Source organism: Mucilaginibacter mali (genome assembly GCF_013283875.1).
Classification (GTDB): Bacteria; Bacteroidota; Bacteroidia; order Sphingobacteriales; family Sphingobacteriaceae; genus Mucilaginibacter; species Mucilaginibacter mali.
Map to the genome: position 1 here is coordinate 5275966 of NZ_CP054139.1, position 24723 is coordinate 5300688.

Annotated in this window: 22 protein-coding genes; 9 read left to right on the plus strand and 13 right to left on the minus strand. The window is 47.1% G+C overall.

Annotation, left to right across the window (positions count from 1 at the left end; all coding sequences use genetic code 11):
• Positions 1-55: 55 nt before the first annotated feature.
• Complete coding sequence (locus HQ865_RS22370) at positions 56-1927, minus strand: M1 family metallopeptidase (RefSeq protein ID WP_173417038.1); 1872 nt, start codon at positions 1925-1927, stop codon at positions 56-58.
• Between the two features lie 135 nt (positions 1928-2062).
• Here HQ865_RS22370 and HQ865_RS22375 point away from each other — a divergent pair, with 135 nt between their 5' ends.
• The 5 genes from HQ865_RS22375 to HQ865_RS22395 all read left to right on the plus strand — a co-directional run bounded on the left by HQ865_RS22375 (position 2063) and on the right by HQ865_RS22395 (position 6951).
• A complete protein-coding gene (locus HQ865_RS22375) occupies positions 2063-2218 on the plus strand; it encodes a DUF433 domain-containing protein (RefSeq protein ID WP_237073548.1) in 156 nt (51 codons plus the stop codon).
• The gene (locus HQ865_RS22380; RefSeq protein WP_173417040.1) at positions 2215-2553 is read left to right on the plus strand and encodes a DUF5615 family PIN-like protein; all 339 of its coding nucleotides are present in this window, start codon (positions 2215-2217) and stop codon (positions 2551-2553) included. Before HQ865_RS22375 ends, HQ865_RS22380 begins: the two co-directional genes overlap by 4 nt.
• Positions 2554-2770: 217 nt before the next feature.
• A complete protein-coding gene (locus HQ865_RS22385; protein WP_173417041.1) occupies positions 2771-3490 on the plus strand; it encodes a pyridoxine 5'-phosphate synthase in 720 nt (239 codons plus the stop codon).
• A gap of 97 nt (positions 3491-3587) precedes the next feature.
• On the plus strand, positions 3588-6497 hold the full coding sequence (gene gcvP, locus HQ865_RS22390; RefSeq protein WP_173417042.1) for an aminomethyl-transferring glycine dehydrogenase: 2910 nt from the start codon (positions 3588-3590) through the stop codon (positions 6495-6497).
• A gap of 85 nt (positions 6498-6582) precedes the next feature.
• The gene (locus tag HQ865_RS22395) at positions 6583-6951 is read left to right on the plus strand and encodes a hypothetical protein (protein WP_173417043.1); all 369 of its coding nucleotides are present in this window, start codon (positions 6583-6585) and stop codon (positions 6949-6951) included.
• A 154-nt stretch (positions 6952-7105) separates the two neighbouring features.
• Here the strand turns inward: HQ865_RS22395 and HQ865_RS22400 are convergent, their stop codons facing one another.
• The 3 genes from HQ865_RS22400 to HQ865_RS22410 form a co-directional block, all read right to left on the minus strand.
• Complete coding sequence (locus HQ865_RS22400) at positions 7106-8119, minus strand: M64 family metallopeptidase (RefSeq protein WP_173417044.1); 1014 nt, start codon at positions 8117-8119, stop codon at positions 7106-7108.
• Positions 8120-8512: 393 nt separating this feature from the next.
• A complete protein-coding gene (locus tag HQ865_RS22405; protein WP_173417045.1) occupies positions 8513-9283 on the minus strand; it encodes an NADAR family protein in 771 nt (256 codons plus the stop codon).
• Between the two features lie 20 nt (positions 9284-9303).
• Entirely contained in the window at positions 9304-10626 is a 1323-nt protein-coding gene (locus HQ865_RS22410; protein WP_173417046.1) for an APC family permease, read from the minus strand.
• Positions 10627-10695: 69 nt separating this feature from the next.
• Here HQ865_RS22410 and HQ865_RS22415 point away from each other — a divergent pair, with 69 nt between their 5' ends.
• On the plus strand, positions 10696-11436 hold the full coding sequence (locus tag HQ865_RS22415) for a class I SAM-dependent methyltransferase (protein ID WP_173417047.1): 741 nt from the start codon (positions 10696-10698) through the stop codon (positions 11434-11436).
• Between the two features lie 38 nt (positions 11437-11474).
• On the opposite strand, the gene HQ865_RS22420 is transcribed toward HQ865_RS22415, so the two are convergent.
• From HQ865_RS22420 to HQ865_RS22460, 9 genes are all read right to left on the minus strand, one after another.
• Positions 11475-11804: a response regulator receiver protein gene (locus HQ865_RS22420; protein WP_173417048.1), complete on the minus strand. Its 330-nt coding sequence runs from the start codon at positions 11802-11804 to the stop codon at positions 11475-11477.
• Positions 11805-11973: 169 nt separating this feature from the next.
• Positions 11974-12696, minus strand: a complete 723-nt coding sequence (locus HQ865_RS22425; RefSeq protein WP_173417049.1) for a pirin family protein — start codon at positions 12694-12696, stop codon at positions 11974-11976.
• A 225-nt stretch (positions 12697-12921) separates the two neighbouring features.
• Positions 12922-13506 carry a Crp/Fnr family transcriptional regulator gene (locus tag HQ865_RS22430; RefSeq protein ID WP_173417050.1) on the minus strand — a complete coding sequence of 195 codons (585 nt, stop codon included), beginning with the start codon at positions 13504-13506 and terminating at the stop codon, positions 12922-12924.
• 48 nt (positions 13507-13554) lie between these two features.
• Positions 13555-14172: a hypothetical protein gene (locus HQ865_RS22435; RefSeq protein WP_173417051.1), complete on the minus strand. Its 618-nt coding sequence runs from the start codon at positions 14170-14172 to the stop codon at positions 13555-13557.
• 153 nt (positions 14173-14325) lie between these two features.
• Positions 14326-14646: a hypothetical protein gene (locus HQ865_RS22440; protein WP_173417052.1), complete on the minus strand. Its 321-nt coding sequence runs from the start codon at positions 14644-14646 to the stop codon at positions 14326-14328.
• Positions 14647-14725: 79 nt separating this feature from the next.
• Positions 14726-15097, minus strand: a complete 372-nt coding sequence (locus HQ865_RS22445) for a hypothetical protein (RefSeq protein WP_173417053.1) — start codon at positions 15095-15097, stop codon at positions 14726-14728.
• 31 nt (positions 15098-15128) lie between these two features.
• A complete protein-coding gene (locus HQ865_RS22450) occupies positions 15129-16136 on the minus strand; it encodes an NAD(P)H-dependent glycerol-3-phosphate dehydrogenase (RefSeq protein WP_173417054.1) in 1008 nt (335 codons plus the stop codon).
• A 165-nt stretch (positions 16137-16301) separates the two neighbouring features.
• Positions 16302-17645: an efflux RND transporter periplasmic adaptor subunit gene (locus HQ865_RS22455; RefSeq protein WP_173417055.1), complete on the minus strand. Its 1344-nt coding sequence runs from the start codon at positions 17643-17645 to the stop codon at positions 16302-16304.
• A gap of 31 nt (positions 17646-17676) precedes the next feature.
• Positions 17677-19065 carry a TolC family protein gene (locus tag HQ865_RS22460; RefSeq protein WP_173417056.1) on the minus strand — a complete coding sequence of 463 codons (1389 nt, stop codon included), beginning with the start codon at positions 19063-19065 and terminating at the stop codon, positions 17677-17679.
• A 90-nt stretch (positions 19066-19155) separates the two neighbouring features.
• Here HQ865_RS22460 and HQ865_RS22465 point away from each other — a divergent pair, with 90 nt between their 5' ends.
• The 3 genes from HQ865_RS22465 (at position 19156) to odhB (ending at position 24537) form a co-directional block, all read left to right on the plus strand.
• A complete protein-coding gene (locus tag HQ865_RS22465; RefSeq protein ID WP_173417057.1) occupies positions 19156-19773 on the plus strand; it encodes a polysaccharide deacetylase family protein in 618 nt (205 codons plus the stop codon).
• A 267-nt stretch (positions 19774-20040) separates the two neighbouring features.
• Positions 20041-22845, plus strand: coding sequence for a 2-oxoglutarate dehydrogenase E1 component (locus HQ865_RS22470; RefSeq protein ID WP_173417058.1), 2805 nt, complete (start codon positions 20041-20043; stop codon positions 22843-22845).
• 84 nt (positions 22846-22929) lie between these two features.
• The gene (gene odhB / locus HQ865_RS22475; protein ID WP_173417059.1) at positions 22930-24537 is read left to right on the plus strand and encodes a 2-oxoglutarate dehydrogenase complex dihydrolipoyllysine-residue succinyltransferase; all 1608 of its coding nucleotides are present in this window, start codon (positions 22930-22932) and stop codon (positions 24535-24537) included.
• The last annotated feature ends 186 nt before the right edge of the window (positions 24538-24723 follow it).

The following is a 24723-nucleotide window of genomic DNA, read 5'->3' on the forward strand; positions in this document are numbered from 1 at the left end:
AAACAGAAAGAGCTGGTTATTTAACCAGCTCTTTCTGTTTGCGGAATGCTTTAAACTATTGCGCTGTCCAGGTATTATCCTTTTCGTTGGCATCCATATAAATGCCATTATCAATGGTAATGCTTTTAACCTGTTTAGCGGCTTTTACGTTTACTATCGCCTGCTTTTGGTCTTTTTCCCAAACGGCCGGGGTTTGGTGGAAGCTTTCGGTAGAGCCATCGGCATAAGTGGCTACCACGTTGAACGGATTGGCGAAGCCGCCTACGTTCTTAATATCCAGCGTGTATTTATTGCCCGATATGCTTACGTTGGCCAAACTCAGATCGACATAAGACGGGGTGTAGAACCAGTTGTAAAAGAACCAATCGAGGTTTTTGCCCGAGCCGGCCTTCATCGAGTTAAAGTAATCCCAGGGGATAGGGTGCTTGCCGTGCCAGTTATCCATATAGGTATGCAGCGCTTTCCTGAACAGGTCATCGCCCAGCAGATCCTTCAACGCCAAGTAGCTTAACGATGCTTTGCCATACGAGTTATTGCCCGCGCCGAAAGTAACATTTGGTGATGGGGTGATAGTAGGATTTTCTTTATCGTGCGCGCCGTGGATCCAGCGGGTAACGCGGAATTGTTTGTAGAAATCATCGGCACCCTTCTGGCCTTTTTCTTCAATACCTATCAGGTATTCGAAAGTTGTGGCCCAGCCCTCGTCCATAAAGGCGTAGTAGCTTTCGTTGGTGCTCATGTAAAAAGGCATATAGGTGTGGGCTTGCTCATGGTCTTGCACCAGTTGGGCAAAACCCAGGTCGGTTTGATGGCTGTCGTTCATCATCATCGGGAACTCCATATCGGCAAAGCCTTGTACCGCGGTCGATTTCTCGAACGGATAAGGTACGCCCGGCCAGTTACGCGAGAACCAGGCCAGCGAGTGGCGGCCATGCTGTACCGAATGATGGAAATCTTCCGAAGCATCAGGGAACGCGGCCTGCATGCTCACGCGGCGTTTGGTTTTATCGTCAACAATTACACTGCCGGCATCCCAATCGTAATGGTCGCTCACGGCTACGGCCATATCGCTGATATTGGATGCTTTAAACTTCCAGGTGTTGGTGGCGTTTTGAGCGGTAACTACCTTATCGGCCAGATCTTTAGCCGTGGCCACGTGGATGGTAGAATCGCTGGTGAACGATTTTTTCAGGCGTGCCGCTATCTCTGGTTTCAAAACTTCATCAGGGTTCAGGTGTGTACCTGTCGACCATACAATAAAATCCTTCGGAACGGTTACGCTCAGTGTGTAGTCGTTCAAATCGTTATAAAACTCTAAGCCACCACCAAAAGGTTGGGTATCCCAGCCTTTGTAATCGTCATAAACCGATACGCGAGGGTAGAAATAGGCGATATAAAAGGTAGTCGGGTCGATAATACTTTCGCGGCCGCGGCCCTGTACCATCAGGTAGTGCCAGGTAATATCCAGCGTTACCGACTGGTGCGGCAGCAAGGGTTTGGCCAGTGGCATCATGTAATTGGTTTCCGAAACTTTGGCATTATCCCAGGTGGTTTTGGTGCCGTTAACCGAGATCTCGTCAACCTGCAAGCCATCGGTAGGGCTTGGCGTAGCGCCCGGTGCCGACACAGGCCCGCGGCGGTGACTGTTAACGATCAGCTTCATGTTCAGGCTATCCAGTTTATCGGGGCTTTCGTTATAATAGGTAATGTGTTCCACCCCCTTAACCGTACTGTGCGGCGGGTTAACGGTGATGGCAATATCATACTTCCCGTGGTTCATCCAGAAGTTTTTGCCGGGTTTGCCATCCATACCGCGGGTACCGTTGGCATAGGTTTTGGCCATAGGCTGCGGAATGGTTAAGGTTTGCGCGTTGGCCGCCACAAAAGCGCAGCAGGCAAAGGCCGATAGTAAAAATGATTTGATCATATCAAAGACTTTTAAAGGAATATTGAATAGGCTAATATAGGAAAGAAGATTTAAGTACTATATTTGTATATGAGCTGGAAAGAGCGTATAACAGTTAATTTGTTACAATGCGGAGGACGCCCTTGTATACGGGGGATGCGAATCCGTGTAATTGACGTGCTTGACTTACTGGCATCAGGCCTTACCCAGGAACAAGTGTTGGAAGAACTACCCGATCTTGAAAAGGAAGATATTGAAGCCGCACTTAAATATGCGGGTAGCCGGCTTGATCACCCAATTATAGCTGCATGAAGATTTGGGTGGATGCACAGCTTTCGCCTGTTATTGCCTTGTGGATAAATGAATCCTTTACTGATATTAACGCAGTTTCCATGCGTTCCTTAGATATGTTGTACGCCTCGGACATAGATATATTTAAGGCCGCCCGTGCACAATCTGTAGTGATTTTAAGCAAAGATGCAGATTTTGTAAAATTGATAGAATTGCATGGTATCCCTCCTCAATTAATATGGGTCACTTGCGGAAACACCTCAAACAGCCGGATGTTCCAGATATTAAAAACCGCGCTACCGCAAGCCAAACAGTTGTTAGAAAGTGGTGAACAGATTGTTGAAATCGGTAGTTAATCGAAATCAACCATTCTTTCCTATAGATTAAAACCTCTCCTCCTTACCCCGCATTTTCCGTTAACCACTAATGATATGACTGCCGTTAACTTGCAAATTCAAAACTAAAATAGGTTTAATAAACCCTTTCCTTTAACATTGCAAATAATTAAACCTAAATGCAGTTTAGGTTTGTTAATCGTATTCAATTGCCACAAAAAATTTACCTGGTATATATATGACCCGCTTATCCGTAAATATTAATAAAATAGCCACGCTGCGTAATTCGCGCGGGGGCAATAATCCCGATTTGATACAGGTGGCCAAAGATTGCGAACGCTTTGGCGCGCAGGGCATTACCGTGCACCCGCGCCCTGACGAAAGGCATATCCGTTACCAGGATGTGTTCGATCTGAAGGAGATCGTTACCACCGAATTCAATATCGAAGGCAATTGCCAGGAGCAAAAATTTATCGACCTGGTGCTTTCTAATAAGCCCGAACAGGTTACCCTGGTACCCGATGTATTGGGCCAGATCACCAGCAACCATGGCTGGGATACCATTAAGCATAAGGATTATTTAAAGGAGATGATCAGCATCTTTCAATTACATGGTATCCGTGTATCGATATTTGTAGACCCCGATGTAAAGATGGTGGAGGGCGCCGCCGAAACCGGCACCGACCGCATTGAACTGTATACCGAGGGCTATGCCAGCCATTATCACCAAAACCGCGAGCAGGCGATATCGCCATACATCCACGCGGCGCAGGCGGCGCAAAAGCTGGGCTTAGGCTTAAACGCCGGGCACGATCTTGACCTGCACAACCTGCAATACTTCGCGCAAAATATCCCGGGTTTACAGGAGGTAAGTATAGGCCACGCCCTGATTAGCGACGCCTTGTATTATGGGTTAGAAAATACCATCCAAATGTACCTGCGGCAACTGGCTTTGTAATTGCGCGGGTAAATTGATTGTCACGATTTGTTTACTGATTGTTAGTGATTTGTTAAAATTGTACCTTTGCGCAAACTAACAAGGGGACAAACATTTCATGACACTTAACACCGCTTACCAGGAAAAATTCCAATCGCGACACATTGCTCCAAACGAGGCTGATACAGCGCAAATGCTGAAAACAGTTGGCGTAAACTCGCTGGATGAACTGATAGATCAAACCGTGCCGGCAAAGATCAGGCTGAAGCAACCGCTTAACCTGCCTGCCGCTTTAAGCGAGTTTGATTACCTGAACACGCTGAGGCAAACCGCTTCAAAAAACAAGGTATTTAAAAGCTATATTGGCCAGGGTTATCACGATGTGATCGTTCCCGGTGTTATTCAGCGTAATATTTTAGAAAATCCCGGATGGTATACCCAATATACCCCTTACCAGGCTGAGATTGCCCAGGGCCGCTTACAGGCCCTGCTAAATTTCCAGACCATGGTTATCGATTTAACCGGAATGGAAATTGCCAACGCATCGTTACTGGACGAAGGTACCGCCGCCGGCGAGGCCATGTTTATGCAGTACAGCCTGCGTAAAAACCAACAGGCCAGCGTGTTCTTTGTATCCGAAGAGGTGTTGCCGCAAACTATCGATATTTTAAAAACACGGTCGGAGCCTTATGGCATTACCCTGCAGGTAGGCGACCACCGCACGGTTGAGCTTAACGAGAACATGTTCGGCGCCATTGTGCAATACCCTGCCGGCGACGGACAGGTTTACGACTACGCCGGTTTTGCCGCAGATGCCCACGCTAAAGGTATCAAGCTAACTGTAGTGGCCGATTTGATGAGCCTGGTATTGCTTACGCCTCCGGGCGAGTGGGGTGCCGACATTGTAGTAGGTACATCGCAGCGCTTTGGCGTACCGATGGGCTTTGGTGGCCCGCACGCGGCTTTCTTTGCCACTAAGGATGAATACAAACGCAGCATGCCGGGCCGTATCATTGGGGTAACTATTGATAGCGCCGGTAACTATGCCCTGCGCATGGCCCTGCAAACCCGCGAGCAGCATATCCGCCGCGATAAGGCAACATCAAACATTTGTACCGCGCAGGCGCTGCTGGCTATTATGGCCGGTATGTATGCCGCTTACCACGGCCCGCAAGGCTTGAAGCTGATCGCCGAGCGTATCCACGGCCTGGTTGTTTTGTTAAGCCAGTCGCTGGAGCAATTGGGTTACGAGCAGCTGAACAGCGCTTACTTTGATACCGTAAAATTTGACCTGGGTAACCTGGTTAACCCGATACATTCGGAAGCTTTAAATAACGAGGTTAACTTCCACTACAAAGGCTCGCAGATCTCTATCGCTATCGATGAAACGACATCGCCGGAGGATATCAAAACCATCGTAAAATTCTTTGCCAAAGTAAAAGGCAAGACCATTAACGATGTTGATTTTGACGGCCTGCAAGCTAAACTACAAACCGTTATCCCAACTAATTTACAGCGCAAATCGGCTTATTTAACCCACCCGGTATTTAACAGCCACCACAGTGAGCACGAAATGCTGCGCTATATCAAATCGCTGGAAACGAAAGACCTTTCGCTTTGCCACTCGATGATCGCTTTAGGATCGTGCACCATGAAGCTGAACGCTACTACCGAAATGGTACCCGTTACCTGGGCCGACTTTGGCAAAATGCACCCCTTTGCGCCAGCCGATCAAACCGGCGGTTATATGCAGTTATTTGATGAACTGAACAACTGGCTGAGCGAGATCACCGGCTTCGCTGCTATGAGCTTGCAGCCAAACGCAGGCGCTCAAGGCGAATATGCCGGCCTGATGGTTATCCGCGCTTACCATATGGACCGCGGCGATCATCACCGTAACATCGCGCTGATCCCATCATCGGCACACGGTACCAACCCTGCTTCGGCTGCTATGGCGGGTATGAAGATAGTTGTGGTAAAATGCGACGAGAACGGAAACATTGATGTGGCCGATATGCGCGCCAAAGCCGAGCAATATAAAAACGAACTTTCGTGCCTGATGGTGACCTATCCATCAACCCACGGCGTTTTTGAAGAATCGATCATCGAGATCTGCGAGATCATTCACCAGAATGGCGGCCAGGTGTATATGGATGGCGCAAACATGAACGCGCAGGTAGGCTTAACCAGTCCGGCCAACATAGGTGCCGACGTTTGCCACCTTAACCTGCATAAAACATTCTGTATCCCTCACGGCGGCGGCGGCCCCGGCATGGGCCCTATCGGTGTGGCTAAACACCTGGTGCCTTACCTGCCCGGTCACGCGGTGGTAGATATTGATAAAGGCAAATCAATCCCGGCTGTTTCGGCAGCGCCATGGGGTTCGGCCTCGATATTGATCATCTCGCACGCCTACATCGCTATGATGGGCGGTGATGGCTTGACCAATGCTACCCGCTACGCTATCCTGAACGCCAATTATATTAAAGCGCGCCTGCAGCACCACTACCCGGTATTATACACCGGCGCTAACGACCGCTGCGCGCACGAAATGATACTGGATTGCCGCGCGTTCAAAAACTTCGGCATCGAGGTTACGGATATTGCCAAACGTTTAATGGACTATGGTTTCCACGCGCCTACTGTATCGTTCCCGGTTGCGGGTACCGTGATGGTAGAGCCTACCGAATCGGAACCGAAGCACGAGCTTGACCGTTTCTGCGATGCCATGATCAGCATCCGTCATGAAATTGACGATGTAGAAAAAGGCTTATCGGATAAAACCGACAACCCGTTGAAGAATGCCCCGCATACCGTTGGCGTAGTTACCGGTAATGATTGGGAACACCCATATACCCGCCAAAAAGCAGCCTTCCCGCTGCCTTACGTTGCGGCCTACAAATTTTGGCCATCGGTTGGCAGGGTTAACGACACCTACGGCGATAGAACGCTGATCTGCTCGTGCCCGCCACTAACCGATTACGAGTTTGAAGAAAGCGAAGTGACCACGCCTGAGTTTGGAACGTGAGAATTTGAGGTAAAAGGTTAAAGGCGAAAGCTGAAAGGTTTTTGAAAATATGTAAATTGAGGCTCCCTAACGGGGAGCCTTTTTTATGGAACCTGTTTACAAAAATGAAGACTTACTTAAACTAACCAAAGGTAGCTATTACATTCACGATGCTGTGGTTTCGCGCTTTGACATTTACATGAGCGATTATAAACTGTGTATCGATGTGTATTTTATTTCGCGCAATAGAATTCAACAAACAGAAACTACGTTAAGGGTGCATTTTGCAGATGTAATTGAATACGGCTTCTATTATAATAATACACGTTATTTTTATAATGTAGAAAGGTACAAGTTTTTTAAATCAGACAAGGGATATTACTTAAGTCTTGATCCTGTTAGTGAAACAGATGAACTATCGGAAGATGATCAGGATTTTATTTTGTGTAGAAGCGTTGAGGGAAATATTTTATAAGCTCCTATGCTGGCGCTGGTTTGAAGGCTGGGAGTTGTGGTGGAAATCAACCGGTGCCTGGTATCGCGGAAGTTTAAAAACTTCCGCGAATTATGCCCACAGGTTACGCTGCGCTAAACCTGCGGGAGCGTGATATATTAATATCGCGCGTTCATCAGTAAGATACATCTGGCGCCCAGGGCCCTGGAATAGGATTGGGCTTCACCGGCGACACCGGGGGTGTTGTAACAGGTACGATCCTTGGCTGTATCGAGTTTTTGTCCCTGTCTAAAAAATCGTTCAAATTAAAAGTAACACCGGTAATTTTGCATATCCGTTTTGCTATCGCCTCGCGGCATGGGGCGTTAAAGTTTGAATAAGTATAAGGATCGCGCATTACGCTGTTTTGTTCAGGGCGATAAACTCCCTTTGACACAAAATATCCACCCTCGTAGATACCAACCACGGGCGAATAGGTTTTTAACTTCAGGTATGATGCCCACTTTACCTTTGCCGGATCGGTAGTGACATCTAAATTGGGGTAGCCGGCAACGGCGTTTTTAAGAACAGGTTGATCGCCGGTGTTGGCACTTTCCTCGCCAAGATCGGCAAAGGTATGCCCTATTTTATGCAACAGTACGCTTAAATACTTGTCGCCCGCAGGCACTATATCCAGTTGATTATCTAAGTAGCTTGCATTTTCGGCATTATTCACCAATAGGATGATCAGGTTGATCGTTCCGTTTGAAACAGCCAGGCGTGCGTAATCACTGCATTTTTTATTGTTAGCACTAAATAAATTTGTGGCAGTTAAAAGCGCGGTATTAAAAGCCGTATTTTCATTTGGAACATTGTTTCCGGGTTTGTTATCTTTTGATTCGGCGCAAACCTCGTAAATATTGAAGTATTCTTTATACGAACTAAACGGAGCGGTTGTAAAAAGATAGTTGACCACGCCCTTCGCCTTTGTATCAAATTCGCCTCCCACCTGTAGGTCCTTCTTTTCATAACCATCGCCTAAAATAACCACATTAACGGCCGCAGGAGCACTGCTTGCCAGCAAAGGGACTACTTCCCTGTCGTTTCGATATTGAATAAAGCTCGCCGGCTTAGGGTCTTGGTTAAGCCTGCACGAGCACAAAAAAAGCAAAACAAGTCCGCAGCCTGCCAGCATATTGCGCTTTGACATACAATAGGGTTTAAAATCAATAATTAATCAGGACTGTAAAAGTAGTATTATTTTCGACATCTTAAAGCGCAGATTATAAGATATTTAGAAAAATTTTACATACGTATTGGTATGTAAAATTTTTAATTAATAAACAGATAATAATGCAAGCAATTGCATGATGATTAAATAAATTAGTTATAGCATTGGGCTATTTAACTCTCTTCTTCCCGCAGCAACTGGCTAACCGTACCAACACTCTTTAACAGCCGGGCTATTTGCCTTTGGGTGTGGTTTTGCGTGTACAAATTATGGGCTCAGCTGTCCCGCAGTTCCAGACTACGTACATATATACCTGAAGTTTTAGACTTCAGGGCAGTAGCGTACGGTTGCTTTTGTTTGCAGGGTAGTATATTACTCATTAAAATCAAAAATTTCGCGCCATACATACGGCACAGGATTGGTTAATTTAAAGATCAACTGTTCGCGCAGGTCCAGCTCATCGTACCATGCCCAAAAACGCATGGCAAGGCTTTCACCGTCACCCATTTGCCAAAACATATCATAGGGATGAATTTCAGGGTGCGCCTTCCAGGGGATAGCCACCGGCGAAATTACAGCACTGAAATGGCCATATTCTTTTAAAAGATCGCGCGCTTCCATCAGGGCGAAGCCTAATAAATTCTGTCCGTTCCAAAAGTGCGGGTTGTTTATATTTTCTGCATCTTGTGCCAGGCCAATGCCCCATATTTTATCAACCAGGCTGGCTTCCACCAAGATCCGGTTGGCGGTATTGATAAGGTATTGGGCAAATTGCGGATGTTGATTAAATTTATGAATGTTGCCTTTTACCACAATATTATATCGCTCCCTGTTCCAAATTATCTCATCAAAGCCACATACTTGCCTGCCCAATTCCTTTACCTCTCCGGGCTTAACTGCATTAATAATTTTATGGTACGTTTGGGTATCATCAAACAGCAGCGCCTTATTCGCCATCATCCAATGCTCGGTAGTTTTATAGCTGATGTCATCAACCACAAAAGGCAACTCATACCATTGGCTGAAGCAAAACTTCCCAACCTTATCATTGGTTTTATTGGAATGCCCCCAAAAGAAAAGGAATTTAAGCGGTTCGCCGCTATCATACCGGTTAAAAAGCCATTGTAAGTTATATTGATGCATCTTTAAATTATATAGATCTGTTATACTTTCAAATGCGGCCTCCGCCAAAGTATCAATCGCCAAACCACCTCGCCGCTTAGCAATGCCCCTATGGCAAACAAAGCAGGCTTCAACGCTTCGGACATAGACGATAGCACCCCGCTCAGGGCCACGGTATAAATGCCAACCGGCAATATCAGCAATATGCAGATCCATCGCGTGCTTAAGGGGATACGGAAAGGCCGTGTGCGGTCAGGCTCGTTAATGCGCATCTTCACCAGCGATACATACTCCAAAAACAGGCCCGCGCCATAAACGGTAACATCGATAATGATCAGATCGCCAAAGCTCCAGAAGCACATCAGGCTAATGAGCGCCGAACAAACGATGATAGAAATATAAGGGGTGTTGAACCGGGGGTGCAAGGTATGCAGGCGACCGGGCAGAAATTCGTCGTCGGCCATTACCTGCGGCAGGCGCGATACGGCCAGCAGGTTGGCAATGTACAGGCCCAGCGTGCTCGATAATCCCGCGAAGGCGATAAACGCCCCCAGCCAGCGCCCGCCGATCAGCATACCTAAAGCAGGCAGGCCCTCATCGGCAAAAGTTTGATAATTGATGCCCGATAACTGCGCGGTAACGATCACTAAAAAGTAAACTACCATCACCAAAATAAAAGCGGTTAAAACGGATACAAAGTACGATCGTTCGGGCTTTTCCACCTCCTCGGCATAAGTGGTTACATTATCCCAGCCGAAGCAATTCCACATCACGGTATAAATGCCTAAGCCCAGCGATGGATAGTCGATGCCCTTTAACGATGGCGGCGGCAACAGGAAACCGCCGGTATGATGGCTTGCAAACACCGCGAAAAGTACCAGGAACGGTACCAGCAAAATGGCGCCAAGCGCAACAGCCACCCGCCCAACCGGCACAATGCCCCAAATATTCAGCGCGGCCGAGAACCATACAATAACCAGGCAAACGGGTATTTTATAAGCGGCTATCCCCGGGAAAAAGAAAGTGGCGTATTGGATAAATAATACAGGGTAGATGGCCAGATCGGCAAAGGTGTATAGCCAGGTCCACCAGCCCTCGTAAAAGCCAAAGCGGCGGCCAAGCGCATGTTTCACCCACTGGTAATAGCCGCCGGTAACGGGCATCATGCTGTTCAGTTCAAGCACGGTAAATATGGCGGGGACATCCCACAAAAGCGGGGTTATTAATAATAATAGCAGGGCGCCATGTTCGTGCGCGTAACCCAGCAAAGGTTCAAGCCCGTAAGGGCCACCGGACACGGTAAAAAAGATAACGGCTATTAACTGCACGGGGCGGATCTTGCGGTATTTTTTTTCTGCGGGCATTGTGTCGGAAATTTATAGTTTATTTTTTAACTTTAAAGCATTGATTAAACCCTCTTACTGAAAAAACAAATGAACCCTACCTCATCACCGGGCAAGGTTAATTACGGTATCGACGCGCCCGGCGTTGTCCGTAACCTTGTTATTTTGGGCACTATCCTCATTATTACCGTTATTATTTTTCCGCATGTAAAAGTTGGCAGTACGGATATCGATACGCGTGGCTTTATATGGTCGGGCGCATCCTGTGTATTGGCTGGTTTGCTGATGCTGCTATATTCGTTAAACGGGAAATATCACCACCGCGACCGGATGCTGAGCCTGATCAGTTGGAAGGGTAACGAACAGGTGCTGGATGTAGGCACTGGCCTGGGTTTGCTGATGATAGGCGCCGCCAAACAGCTCAACACAGGCCGGTCTACCGGGATAGATACCTGGAGCAATACCGACCTGAGCCGGAACAAAAGAGAAAACACCATCAAAAATGCTGTGCTGGAGCAGGTAGGCAATAAATGCGCTATTATGAGTGAGGACGCTACGGAAATGAGTTTTGCCGATGAAACCTTTGATGTGATATTATCGAACCTGTGTATCCATAATATTTACGAAAAGCCCCGGCGCTTACAGGCCTGCCAGGAAATTGCCCGGGTATTAAAGAAAGGCGGCACAGCCGTTATTTCCGATTTTAGGCACATGCACGAATACCGGTATAACTTTAAGCAGTTGGGGTTGGATACCGAAATGATGGGGGCTAACTATTTAATGACTTTCCCGCCGTTGAATATATTGGTGGTGAAAAAGCAACCCCTCTAAATCTCCCCCGAAGTGGAGATTTCCTTATCGAAAATTCTTTAAGCCCGATGCTTTGGGGAGGGTTTGGGAGGGGTCAGGGCCCCGTATATTTCGGCTGTAAGCAAACCGCTGCCGCCGCCATAATGCTGTATAAATTTCACAAGCGGATTAATAGCCCGGCATGCGGGTTTTATCTTATCTGCCGATATGGCATCCATCCCGCTGCCCATTAATACCACATCAAATGGGCGCGCGGTAAAAAGCACCATTGCCTGGTGCTCGTCGGTTGCGCCGGTGCCATTCCATTCGGGGTTGTTATTGATCAACCTGATAATGGTCTGCAATATTTCGGGGTGGCGGCATACGGCCAGAATTTCTGTTTTGTTCATTTGATATGATTAAAATTAAAGTACGGGGAGCGTGCGATTCCGCCCATCGGGAGAGTGTAGGGAGGAGGGGTTTAGTCAGGATGTAATATCGTATAAACCCCTCCTGCCACTTCATGATCCCACCACACCCCTCCCGGTGGGAGGGAACAGCTTCTCTTTATCCTCTCATTTAATACTTAAACTCCATCGGTACTTCCATCAGCAAAAACTCGGCATCAGTTTCGGCGGTGATGGTAAATTTTTCGGTATCCCAAATGCCGTAGCCATCGCGGGTATTCAGCAACTGGTCGTTCACTTTTACATCGCCTTTCAGCACAAATATGTATACGCCATTGCCTTCGGCTTTAAGGTTGTATTCGCTGCTTACGCCTTTATCAAAATTGCCCATGTGGAACCAGGCATTTTGATAGATCCATACGCCGGCGTCGTCCTTATCGGGCGAGAGGATCTGTTGCAGCTTATTGTGGCGGTCGGCAGGATCGAGTGTTACCTGGTCGTACCGTGGGTCTACATTGCGTTTGTTAGGGAATACCCATATCTGCAAAAACTTAACCGCTTCGGCAGCATCTTTATTATACTCGCTGTGGTAGATACCGGTACCGGCGCTCATTACCTGTATATCGCCGTGCTTGATCACAGCGGTATTGCCCATACTGTCCTTATGTTCCAGGTCGCCCTCTAAAGGTATCGAGATGATCTCCATATTATCGTGCGGGTGCTTGCCAAAGCCACCTCCGCCCAAAACAACGTCGTCGTTCAGTACACGCAGTGCGCCGAAGTGGATACGGTGCGGATCGTAATAACCGGCGAAGCTAAATGTTTGATGACTTTTCAGCCAGCCATGGTCTGCAAAACCACGGGTATTGGCTTTATGTAATACGGTGTTAGCCATGATTGATAATTCTCCTTTTCTTGTTTTTGTTGATACAAATTTATCCCTGTTTTTACAGGAAATTCATGATGTAGGTCAAGAAAACAGGTGGAGTTATTAAACTGTACGTCATAGCGAGCGATAGCGTGGCTATCCCCGATGAGCAGAGACATTATGCAAGATTTACCTTCGAACCGGGGATAGCCACGTCGCTACGCTCCTCGCTATTGACGATGTGTGTGTGCGTTACCGCGCTTTTGCCATCTCGGCCCGTGCCCTGCTCAAAAATTCCGGACTAACCCCAATATAAGCAGCAATCTGCTTTTGCGGCAGGTGGTTGATAAGCGTAGGGTAGCGGTTGCAGAAAATCTTATACCGCTCCTCGCCGGTCAGGCTAAGGCGGTCTATCAGGCGTTGTTGATTGGCTACGAGGGATTTTTCGGCCAGGATACGGAAGAAGCGTTCGAACTTGGGGATCTCGGCGTAAAGCTTCTCCTGGTTTACTTTAGATAGCAGCAGCATTTCGGTTTCTTCCAGCGCCTCGATGTTCAACACACCGGGTTGCTGACTGATGAGGCTGTACATATCGGCCATCCACCAATCGGCCGGGGCAAAGCTGAGGACGTGCTCGGTACCGTTTTTATCGATACTGTATCCGCGCAGGCAACCCGAAGTTACAAAGGCCGAGTATTTGCAAACCTCGCCCTGCTGCAATAAAAGCTCCTTCTTTTTTAACTTTTTTGGCAGCAGGTACGAGGTGAACAATTCCATTTCGGCTTCGGTAAGCCGGATGTGTTTGGATACGTTATCTAAAATTAACTGGAAAGACATAAGCCGGTGGAAAAGCGAATTTATTATTAAATACGCTTTTCCCGACGGTTATTTTGTAAAATGATAGCTTACCCCCAAACTAACACCACCGCTGGCGCTGATACCAAACATCTCTGTTTTGGTTGCAGGCCCGCTAACTTGCGAAAAAGAACGGCCCTGCTGATATAACAATGCCCCATAAGCCATGTTAACGGCTATTTTTTTAGTTGCAAAAAAAGCGAAGTTGGGGCTTATTGCCGCAGAGAAAACATGATCGGTGTTTGGAGAGTTGCTATGGCCTGCGGATGTGAGGTACGAGCCATTAAACTGCGGAAAAAAGGCAAATTGCTGCCCTAAGGTAATATAATACCGCACATCAATACCGCCGCCCAGCATTTTTGATTTGCTTAAAGTAGACGATGTGTAGCCCGGCCCCTGGGTAAACGACGAATCTTTATAATAACTATACATAGGTGTAATACCAATTGCCCATTTAGAACCCACGAACATCCCAATGGTTGGCTTTACATTCAATTGCTGATTCTGATAAAAATAGGAGCCACTCGTGTTGCTTTTTTGATTAAAGTAAGATACGCTGCCGCCTAAATAAAGCGTCCCTTTTTCGGTTTGTGCCTTTGCGTTTAAGGCTGCTGTTACAATAACAAATGCTAATAATAATTTGCGCATGATTTTTATAGGTTTTAGTTTGAAAAGAACAGAACGGGGCAACTAATTATTTAGTGTAGCGCGCCGAAGCTTTAATTTATAAAACCTAATAATGAGGATATTAATTTTTTTGCCGGAAAAAAAGCAATAATACCGGGATGGGACCAGAAAGGCTTAGCGTACAAAATCCACCTTTATCGCATCCGGGTAAAGCAGGCTTAGGTTATGGTCATCTACCTTTTGTACTACAAATTTGGTAAATGGCTGGTTACCCTCGAAGGAGGTGTAGATGGTATCGCCCTTCATAAAGTAGTCTTCGGTAACGGGCGATCCAGCATTTTCGGTAAATTTATCGTCGGTGATGGTGAGTTTGGTGCTGCCATCCTTTGTTTTCCAATCGCCTTTTAATTTATTTTTCGGCGAATGCGCGCACGAACCAATAAACAGCACAGTTGCCGATGCCAGGTGGATAAATATCAGGATGAACGTTTTCATATGGCAGTATCTGCTCTAAAATAGCCGCCTAAAAAAGGCGGCTTTATCTGTTTAATATCTTTAAGACGTATTTTTAACATTAGGGTTTATCTATCAGCTGAGATTTTTTAAGGTAAACCCGGTGCCCTTTCTTGTTTACGTAATAATATTGTGCTTTGTTATTAATGTAAACGGTCTCTCCGTTGGGCGCTACCTTGCCATCCATTTTCTGGTCGATAACGGCGGCATCGCCCTTGGCGGCCAACTCTGAGGTTTTATTGGCTACTTTTTTGGCAGTAGCAGCGGTAGTATTGCCCACCTTTTTTGCCGTAGTGGCTGTGGCGTTGCCTACCTTTTTAGCAGTTTTATTGATCTTGTGGCCCAGGGTAGAGTCCTGGTGAGTTTGGGCGTGTGTTTGGCCGGCAGCAAATAAGCTTGCCGCGAACATCACGGTTCTGAACACATTTTTCATAACAGGCAATTTTAATTCAGTTATGGTATAACTAACTCAAATTTTCTGCCAAATGTTTCATTTCGTTGTACGGAGAGCGTTTTTGGTATAAAATATTGTAAACAGCATTACAAATAGGCATATATACATTGTGCTGTTTGTTGATCTGGTGTAGACAATTTACTGCATAATAGCCCTCGGCCACCATGTTCATCTCCAACTGGGCCGATGTTACGGTGTAGCCCTTGCCTATCATATTGCCAAAGGTACGGTTGCGGCTAAACTGCGAATAGGCGGTCACCATCAAATCGCCCAAATAGGCCGACTCTTTAATGTCGCGATCGATATGATGTATGGCTTCCACAAAGCGCTCTATCTCACGTATGGCGTTTGAGATCAGCACCGCCTGGAAATTATCGCCATAACCTAAACCATGGCAAATGCCGCTGGCAATAGCATAAATATTCTTCAGTACGGCGCTGTATTCGGTGCCGTAGATGTCGTCGGATACGATGGTTTTAATGTAGCGGGTATCTATCATCCCGGCAAAGCGGGCAGCCAGCTCGGTATCGGGTGAAGCGATGGTTAGGTACGATAACTTCTCCAGTGCCACCTCCTCGGCATGGCAGGGGCCGCTTAACACAAGGAGGTTGTTGAAGGGTATACCATAACGCTGGTTCAAAAACTCGCCGATGATGAGGTTCTCATCTGGCACGATACCTTTAATGGCCGATACGATCTTTTTACCCTCCAGGTCCTGCGGGGTAATCCCCGACAGGGCATCCTTTAAAAAAGCGGCGGGCACATTTAGCAGCACAAATTCAGCCTGGGCTAACATCGCCTTCAGATCGGTACTGATGTGCTGTGCCGGCACATTAATTTCTACCGAGCTTAAGTACCGCGGGTTATGCCTGAATTTGGTGAGGTGTTCAACCGCCTCGCCGTTGCGCATCCACCAGTATATATCTTTGGGCGTACTGTTATCGGCCAGCATTTTCACGTTGGCTGTAGCCCAGCTACCCCCACCTATAACGGCTATGGTATTTTTAGTTGTGTGCATTAAAATAAAATCACTGCCCGCTTACTATTGTTTTAAAACGGGAGAACAAAGTAAGGAAAATTTTAGCTTAATGCAGAAATGCAAAACCTAAAAGGTTTTAAAAGCAAAAAAGGCGAAAAGTCCGGAAACCTTTCGCCTTTTACCTTTCGGCTTTCGCCTTTAAATTTATTTCTTGTCGGTGCTGAACAGTTTAGATTTATCTACCTTTTCCACCTCCATTTTATCCTTCAGTGTTTTGGTAATGGCCTCAAACGGCGCCGATACCACTTCCTCGCCACCCTTCAGGCCGCTTAGTACCTGTATATAGGTATCATCCTGTATGCCGGTGGTTACCTGCACCTGCTTTACTTTGCCGGCTTCGTAAACAAACACATAGGTTTTTACTTCGGCGGCGTTGGCGGTTTTTGTCTTCTTGTCGTCGGCCGGTTTAGATTTATCAACCCCTTCGCCAGGTTTCTTATCATCGCGGGTGGTTACCGATTGAATAGGCACCGAAAGCGAGGTAGTACGGTTGGTTTGAATATCAACAGTAGCGGTTAAACCCGGGCGGAAAGGCGATGGGTTCTTTGCATCCTTATTGATCAGCGCGGTATACGATGCCGGGTCGATACGCACCTTAACCGTAAAGTTGGTCACCTGGTCGGCATTAGTGCCTACCACATTGGCCGAGCTACCTATTTCGGTAACTATACCGGCAAACTTTTTACCCAGAAACGCGTCGATCTCAATTTTTGATGAATCGCCTAAAACAACACGGTTAATATCGTTCTCGTTCACGTCAACGTTAACGTCCATTTTGCTCAGGTCGGATATGGTCATGATCTCGGTACCGGCAAACTGCGCTGTACCTAATACGCGCTCGCCTTTTTCAACCGACAGTTTTGATATCACACCATCAACAGGCGCGAAAATGCTGGTTTTAGCCAGGTTATCGTTAGCTTCCTTAACCGAAGCGGCCGACTGGGCCAGGCCGTAGGTAGAGCCGGTTACGTTTTGTTTGGCTGCTTCCAAACCCGCTTTTGACGCGGCATAATCAGCTTTAGCGGCGTCAAATTCGGCCGCGGTTAATACCTTCTGATCATACAGTTCTTTGGCGCGCTTGTATTTGGCTTCCGAGTTTTCGAAATTAGCTTTGGCCTGGTTAAGCATCTGGGTGGTATTGCCCACGTTTGCTTTTTGGGTATTGTACGATGCTACGGCGCGGTCGTAACCCGATTTTAAAATGTCCGGACGGATGCGCACCAGTAATTGGCCCTTCTTCACCACGTCGCCTTCTTTAACAGGCAACTCCACGATCTCGCCCGATACTTCCGAGCTAATCTTCACCTCAACCTCGGGTTTTATCTTGCCGCTGGCTGATACGGTTTCGTTAATAACGCGGGTCTCGGCCTTTTCGGTGGCTATCTGCGTTTTTTTAGCCTGACCGATGATGCCGGTCATCTTGCCGATAATTAACAGCACAATAAAGCCGCCAACTGCGTATAAAATGTATTTAGTGGTCTTTCCCATTGGAATGTGATTGTGTTTTGTTCTTTTAAAATTATAATGTGATAGGGTTGCCTAAATAATAATCGATAACCTTGCTGCGGAAGATCATATTATATTGCGCCTGGATCATATCGAACTGCGATTTATTCAGGTTAGTTAAGGAAGTATTGTAATTCAGCGAGTTTTCCAAACCAACATTATAACGCAGCTGGATCACATTGAACGCATCCTTATTGGCCTGGTACGTTTGCTGTGCCGAAATGTATTGGTTTGCCGCTCCACGCGCGTCAAGCACTGCCTGGTATATAATTTTTGATAAATTGTTTTTCGCTATCTGTGTATTTATCTCGGCATTTTTATAGCTGATGGTGGCTTTCTTTACGTTGGTACGCGCGTTAAACCTGCTAAAGATCGGGATCTGCAACCCTACGCCTACGCTTTGCGAAAAGTTATCGCTTAGCTTTTGTCCAAAAGTATAAGGCACTGTGCTAACCACGCCTGTGGCAGGGTCGATGATCTGGCGGGTTGGCTGTAAGTTAGAATAGTTTGATGACATGCCGCTACCCAGGCTAAGCGTAGGATAGAACGATGCCTTGGCTATTTTTATACCTTGTGCCGCCACAGCCTGTTGTGCTTCGGCCAGTTTTACATCCGGGTTTACACTTGCGGCTGTTTTAAAAACATCGTTAGCATTAAAAGCAGTTTTCACGTCGGTAAACTTGCTGATATCGGGCCTTTCAACCGCGATCTGTGTTGAAGCGGGCATCTCCATATATTGCTTTAGTGTTAAAAAGGATATATCCAGCTGGTTTTGCGCGTTGGTTAAGTTATATTCGGCAGTAGATAGGCCCGCCTTAGCCTGCGACAGATCGGCCATGGTTTGGTTGCCGGCCTTTACCGTTTTATCGGTGCGGTCCAGGTTTATTTTAGAAATATCAATTTGCTGCTTCGCTGCCAAAACCAGGTCCTGATTGGTTAAAATTTGCAGGTAAGCGATAATTACGTTTAAGGTAAGGTCGTTTTTTATTTTCGTGGTGTTCGATTTATCAACCTCTACCTGTAAGCGGTTTTGAATAATGGTATTGCGCAATGCCCCGCCCTGGAAAAGGATCATCGATAAGTTGATGCCCGGGCTTAAGCTAAAAATGCTGCGGCTGTTGTTGAACTGGTTGGTAGTAGGGTCGATAGCACGGCCAAAACTTTGCGAAGCGTTAACGCTCCCCGACAGGCCCGGCAACTGGTTGTTTTTCGACTGCTGGTAAGTAGCTTCGTCAAAAAGCTGGTTAAACGCCGATTGCTTTACCGTAAGGTTGTTTTGCAGGGCAAGGTCAACCGCTTTTTGCAGGCCAATTACCTGTTGCGCATTAGCCGATAACGCTATCCCCCCTAAAAGCAGGGCGCAAATGCCGGTTTTTTTAACTGTTAATAATAGTTGTTTCATTGCTATATATTTCCTGGCCTGGGCTTAAATACCGCTTTGCCGGTGTGATATTTGTTTACGTTATGGCGCTTTTTTAGTTTACTTTGCAATATGTACCTGGTTAAAACTCCCTGGTTGCTTAAAAAGCTGTACCCTGCCCTAACCTGGCACAAAGGCCGCGACAGCCATTGCATTTATCTCACCTTTGACGACGGACCCATACCGATTGTTACACCGTTTGTTTTAAATATTTTAAAACAGCATAATGCCCGCGCCACATTTTTTTGCATTGGCGATAACGTAACTAAGCACCCCGAAATATACAAACAATTATTAGATGATGGTCACCGCATCGGAAATCATACCTATAATCACCTGAAAGGCTGGGATACCGATGATAAAACTTACATTGCCAATTTTAAAAAATGCGATGAATTGCTGCATACCAACCTGTTCCGGCCGCCATATGGAAGGGCCAAACGATCGCAGGTGAAAAAGCTGAAATCGCTTAACCCGCAACTGGATGTGATCATGTGGGATGTGCTGAGCGGCGACTTCGACCAACAGTTAGCACCCTATGCCTGCCTGCAAAATGTGCTGAAGCACACCGGGAACGGATCGATAATTGTATTTCATGATAGTTTAAAAGCGTTCCCCCGGCTGGAATATGTTTTGCCGCGGGCGATGGAACATTGGGCTAAGGCGGGTTATTGTTTTGAAGTTTTATAATCCGGGGCGCCTTTTGTAGAGCCACATATTTGTGGCTCCCGACAGATCTATTTAACCTTTATCAAAAAAAAGCCACAAATATGTGGCTCTACGGCATATTGAATATCATAGTGTATTGGTATAAAATAAACCAAACGGTATTTTTTATTGTTTGATATTGATAAACAGGCATTATTTTGTGTTTATTTACGTCATTTATACAATAATTCTTTTCAGCGTTCGATTTAAATGTTTTAGTTTTGTAGTGTTTTACAGATCAGTTTCTACATGGATCGTCTAAATTATATCAATAGCGGCAACGCGGCCTATATCAACGAATTATACGGAGCATACCAACAAGACCCTGAATCGGTTGATTTTGGATGGCAGAAATTTTTTGAAGGTTTTGAATTCGGCCAGAGCGCCGATGGCGCAGCAACAGGAGCAGCGGGTTCAACCCCCGAGCACGTGCTGAAGGAAATTAACGTACTGAACATGATAGATGGCTACCGTTCGCGCGGCCACCTGTTCACAAAAACCAACCCGGTGCGCGAGCGCCGGCAATACTTTCCCGGTAAGGAACTGGAAACTTTCGGACTGAGCGATGCCGACCTGGATACCGTATTTAACGCGGGTGTAGAACTGGGCATGGGGCCAGCCAAACTGAGCGATATCCGCCAGATGCTGGAAGATACCTATTGCCAAACCATTGGCGCCGAATATAAATACATGCGTAACCCCATCAAAGTTAAATGGTTTGAGGAGCGTATGGAGCCAAAGCGTAACACGCCAAACTTTACTGCCGATGAAAAAAAGCAGATGCTGAACAAGCTGAACCAGGCGGTTATCTTCGAAAGCTTTTTGGGTACCAAGTTCCTGGGTCAAAAACGTTTCTCGCTTGAAGGTGCCGAAGCGCTGATCCCGGCCCTTAACTCGGTTATCGTTAACGGTGCTGATCTGGGTATCGAAGAATTTACCATCGGTATGGCGCACCGCGGCCGTTTGAACGTGCTGGCCAATATCATGGAGAAATCGTACAAAGAGATCTTCGCGGAATTTCAGGGTAAGAACTACGACGAGGATTCATCGCACGGCGGCGATGTGAAATATCACCTGGGCTACTCTACCGACGTAGCTACCCAGTCGGGCAAAAAAGTACACCTGAGCCTTTGCCCTAACCCATCGCACCTGGAAACAGTTGACCCGGTGGTGGAAGGTTTGACCCGCTCGAAGATCGACTTTAAATACAACGGCGACTATAATAAAATAGCACCTATATTAATACATGGCGACGCTTCTGTTGCCGGCCAGGGCATTGTTTACGAGGTATTGCAAATGGAAAAGCTGGACGGCTACCGTACCGGCGGTACCATCCACCTGGTAATTAATAACCAGATCGGTTTCACTACCAACTATAAAGATGCCCGTTCGAGCACTTATTGTACCGATGTGGCTAAAACCGTGCTGGCCCCTGTTTTCCACGTAAATGGCGACGATGTTGAGGCATTGGCCTACGTAATTAACCTGGCGATGGAATACCGCCAGACATTTAACGGCGATGTGTTTATCGATATCCTGTGCTACCGCCGTTTCGGCCACAACGAATCGGACGAGCCTAAATTTACCCAGCCGGTATTATATAAGGCTATCGAGGCACACCCTAACCCGCTGGAAATTTACAAGCAAAAGCTGATAGGCGAGGCCGTACTGGATGATGCAGGCGCTAAAAAAGTAGAGACTGATTTCCGCGCGGTACTGCAAAAAGACCTTGACGAAAGTAAATCAGAAGATCGTTTCCTGGAAAGCAAACCGATGTTCCTTGGCGCATGGCAGGGCCTGCACCTGGCTACCGATAAAGAAGTGGCCGCTACACAGGATACCGCTATTTCGGAAAAAGAACTGACCGAGATCGGTATGAAAATTACCGAATTGCCTAAGGATAAAGCTTTCTTTAAAAAGATAGAGAAACTGTTTGAAGACCGCCGCAAAATGGTGACCGATACGAAGATATTCGATTGGGCCATGGGCGAGCAAATGGCTTACGGTTCGTTATTAAAAGATGGCCACCCGGTACGTTTAAGCGGCGAGGACGTTAAGCGAGGTACTTTCTCGCACCGTCACGCTGTACTTACACTGGTTGATTCGGAAGATGAATACACCCCGCTGGATACTTTGGATACCGAAGCTAAGTTCAGCATCTACAATTCGTTACTGTCTGAATATGGCGTATTGGGTTTTGAATATGGGTACGCTTTAGCCAACCCCAATGCCTTAACTATTTGGGAAGCCCAGTTTGGCGATTTTCTGAACGGCGCGCAGATCATTGTCGATCAATATATCGCCAGTTCTGAAACTAAGTGGCAACGCGGTAACGGCCTGGTGCTGTTATTACCGCACGGCTTTGAAGGACAGGGGCCCGAGCACTCATCGGCACGTATAGAACGCTTTATGGAGCTTTGCGCCGATAACAATATCCAGGTAGCTAACGTTACCACCCCGGCCAACTTTTTCCATATGATGCGCCGCCAATTGAAGCGCGATTTCCGTAAACCACTGGTGGTATTCTCGCCAAAGAGTTTGCTGCGCCACCCGGCCTGCGTATCGCCAATGAAAGATTTCACCGAAGGCAAGTTCCAGGAACTGATAGACGATAACTACGTTGATGCTAAAAAGGTAAAACGCGTACTGTTTGTATCGGGCAAGCTTTATTACGAATTATTGGACAAGCAACAACTGGATAAGCGCAAGGATGTAGCCATTGTTCGTGTAGAGCAACTATATCCTACACCTGTTGTACAGATGCAAAAGATCAAGGCCAAATACAGCAACGCTACCGAGTTTTTCTGGGTACAGGAAGAGCCGGAGAACATGGGCGCATGGCCATACATGCTGCGTAAATTCCGCAATAACGATCTGCAACTGGATGTGATATCACGTAAGGAAAGCGCCAGCACAGCTACCGGGTACGCTAAGCAGCATACATCGCAGCAACTGTATATTATCAGCAAAGCGTTTGACGCGCCTGTTGGTAAAACCACTAAAGAGAAAGTAAACGCTACCACGGCTAAAATGGCCCACGTAGCTGCCGACTAAATAATTTGTGAATAGTGAGTGGTTGACTAAGTTGAATACGTTGACTGCTCACTACTCACCACTTAACTTATCAACCCAAAAAATATGAGTTTAGAGATCAAAGTTCCTGCGGTAGGCGAATCTATTACCGAAGTAACACTTTCAAGCTGGAAGAAAAAGACCGGCGATGTGGTGGCGATGGACGAGGTGATAGCCGAGCTGGAATCAGACAAAGCTACTTTTGAATTAACCGCCGAAAAGGCCGGTACGTTAACCACCCTGGTAGCCGAAGGCGACACGATAGCCATTGGTACCCCGGTAGCTAAGATAGACGAAGGCGCTGCGACAACAGTGGCAGCAGAAAGTAGCAGTAGCACTCCTGCCACCGCCCCTGTGATGACCAATAGCGCTCCAGCACCAATTGCCGCTGCCCCTACCGCTGCAACTGCTACTACCATTGAAGTTAAAGTGCCAGCCGTTGGCGAATCGATAACGGAAGTTACCCTGTCGCGCTGGATCAAAAAGGACGGCGACCAGGTAGCGATGGACGAAGCCATTGCCGAATTAGAGTCGGACAAGGCTACTTTTGAATTGACCGCCGAACAAGCCGGTACCCTGAAAACCATTGCCAAAGAAGGTGATACCTTAGCTATTGGCGCTGTAGTTTGCAGCATTACCGGTGGGACTGCAGTAGCAGTAAATAACGGCAATAGCACTCCTGCTGCCACAAGTGCAGCTGCCACTGCAACTACAAATACTGCCACTCAAACAGCTACTACATCTTATGCATCGGGTACACCATCGCCTGCTGCCGGTAAAATATTGGCCGAAAAAGGCGTTGACCCCGCTACTGTAACAGGTACAGGTGTTGGCGGCCGAATCACCAAAGCCGACGCGATCACTGCCGATAAAGTGAACGAGAACCCGCAAACCGCGCCTTCTCCGTCGCCAACCAAGATCCCGGTTCCGCCTGCTACACCAGCTGTTACCGCTCCTGCATCAAAACCTGATGCCCGTGGCGAGAAACGCGAAAAAATGTCGAACCTGCGTAAAACCGTAGCCCGCCGTTTGGTAGCCGTTAAAAATGAGACCGCCATGCTGACCACCTTTAACGAGGTAGATATGCAGCCAATTATGGAACTGCGCGGTAAATACAAAGATAAATTTAAAGAGAAACACGGTGTTGGCTTAGGCTTTATGTCGTTCTTCACCAAGGCCGTTACCGAGGCTTTGAAGGAATGGCCAGCTGTTGGCGCGCGCATAGAGAACGAAGAGATCGTATACAGCAACTTTGCCGATATCTCTATCGCTGTATCGGCTCCTAAAGGCCTGGTGGTTCCGGTTATCCGCAATGCCGATAGCATGAGCCTGGCCGAGATTGAGAAAGCCATTGTTGTTTTGGCCGGCAAAGCCCGCGAGAACAAACTGACCCTTGAAGAAATGACCGGCGGTACGTTCACCATCACCAATGGTGGTGTGTTCGGTTCGATGATGTCGACACCAATCATTAACTCGCCGCAATCGGCCATTTTAGGCATGCACAACATTGTTGAGCGCCCTATAGCCGTAAACGGACAAGTGGTTATCCGCCCGATGATGTACCTGGCCCTGTCGTACGATCACCGCATCATCGACGGCCGCGAATCGGTAAGCTTCCTGGTACGTGTTAAACAATTGCTGGAAGACCCTGCAAGGTTGTTGTTGGGGGTGTAATTTAATGTGCAGATGTGCGCATATGCAGATGTGCAAATGATATAAACAAAAGCCGCTTAACGCGGCTTTTGTTGTTTTATACCTTATTCGTCATCCTGAGCATAGCGAAGGATCCCCGATAAGCAGAGGCGCTCTGTATAGTTTGGGATCCTTCGCTATGCTCAGGATGATGATTTGTGAGGGAAG

What these genes read in the sequence shown, in the direction of transcription:
- HQ865_RS22370 (WP_173417038.1), bottom strand. Translation starts at nt 1,927, where the DNA reads ATGATCAAATCATTTTTACTATCGGCCTTTGCCTGCTGCGCTTTTGTG.
- HQ865_RS22375 (WP_237073548.1), top strand. Translation starts at nt 2,063, where the DNA reads ATGCGAATCCGTGTAATTGACGTGCTTGACTTACTGGCATCAGGCCTT.
- HQ865_RS22380 (WP_173417040.1), top strand. Translation starts at nt 2,215, where the DNA reads ATGAAGATTTGGGTGGATGCACAGCTTTCGCCTGTTATTGCCTTGTGG.
- HQ865_RS22385 (WP_173417041.1), top strand. Translation starts at nt 2,771, where the DNA reads ATGACCCGCTTATCCGTAAATATTAATAAAATAGCCACGCTGCGTAAT.
- gcvP (WP_173417042.1), top strand. Translation starts at nt 3,588, where the DNA reads ATGACACTTAACACCGCTTACCAGGAAAAATTCCAATCGCGACACATT.
- HQ865_RS22395 (WP_173417043.1), top strand. Translation starts at nt 6,583, where the DNA reads ATGGAACCTGTTTACAAAAATGAAGACTTACTTAAACTAACCAAAGGT.
- HQ865_RS22400 (WP_173417044.1), bottom strand. Translation starts at nt 8,119, where the DNA reads ATGTCAAAGCGCAATATGCTGGCAGGCTGCGGACTTGTTTTGCTTTTT.
- HQ865_RS22405 (WP_173417045.1), bottom strand. Translation starts at nt 9,283, where the DNA reads ATGCATCAATATAACTTACAATGGCTTTTTAACCGGTATGATAGCGGC.
- HQ865_RS22410 (WP_173417046.1), bottom strand. Translation starts at nt 10,626, where the DNA reads ATGCCCGCAGAAAAAAAATACCGCAAGATCCGCCCCGTGCAGTTAATA.
- HQ865_RS22415 (WP_173417047.1), top strand. Translation starts at nt 10,696, where the DNA reads ATGAACCCTACCTCATCACCGGGCAAGGTTAATTACGGTATCGACGCG.
- HQ865_RS22420 (WP_173417048.1), bottom strand. Translation starts at nt 11,804, where the DNA reads ATGAACAAAACAGAAATTCTGGCCGTATGCCGCCACCCCGAAATATTG.
- HQ865_RS22425 (WP_173417049.1), bottom strand. Translation starts at nt 12,696, where the DNA reads ATGGCTAACACCGTATTACATAAAGCCAATACCCGTGGTTTTGCAGAC.
- HQ865_RS22430 (WP_173417050.1), bottom strand. Translation starts at nt 13,506, where the DNA reads ATGTCTTTCCAGTTAATTTTAGATAACGTATCCAAACACATCCGGCTT.
- HQ865_RS22435 (WP_173417051.1), bottom strand. Translation starts at nt 14,172, where the DNA reads ATGCGCAAATTATTATTAGCATTTGTTATTGTAACAGCAGCCTTAAAC.
- HQ865_RS22440 (WP_173417052.1), bottom strand. Translation starts at nt 14,646, where the DNA reads ATGAAAACGTTCATCCTGATATTTATCCACCTGGCATCGGCAACTGTG.
- HQ865_RS22445 (WP_173417053.1), bottom strand. Translation starts at nt 15,097, where the DNA reads ATGAAAAATGTGTTCAGAACCGTGATGTTCGCGGCAAGCTTATTTGCT.
- HQ865_RS22450 (WP_173417054.1), bottom strand. Translation starts at nt 16,136, where the DNA reads ATGCACACAACTAAAAATACCATAGCCGTTATAGGTGGGGGTAGCTGG.
- HQ865_RS22455 (WP_173417055.1), bottom strand. Translation starts at nt 17,645, where the DNA reads ATGGGAAAGACCACTAAATACATTTTATACGCAGTTGGCGGCTTTATT.
- HQ865_RS22460 (WP_173417056.1), bottom strand. Translation starts at nt 19,065, where the DNA reads ATGAAACAACTATTATTAACAGTTAAAAAAACCGGCATTTGCGCCCTG.
- HQ865_RS22465 (WP_173417057.1), top strand. Translation starts at nt 19,156, where the DNA reads ATGTACCTGGTTAAAACTCCCTGGTTGCTTAAAAAGCTGTACCCTGCC.
- HQ865_RS22470 (WP_173417058.1), top strand. Translation starts at nt 20,041, where the DNA reads ATGGATCGTCTAAATTATATCAATAGCGGCAACGCGGCCTATATCAAC.
- odhB (WP_173417059.1), top strand. Translation starts at nt 22,930, where the DNA reads ATGAGTTTAGAGATCAAAGTTCCTGCGGTAGGCGAATCTATTACCGAA.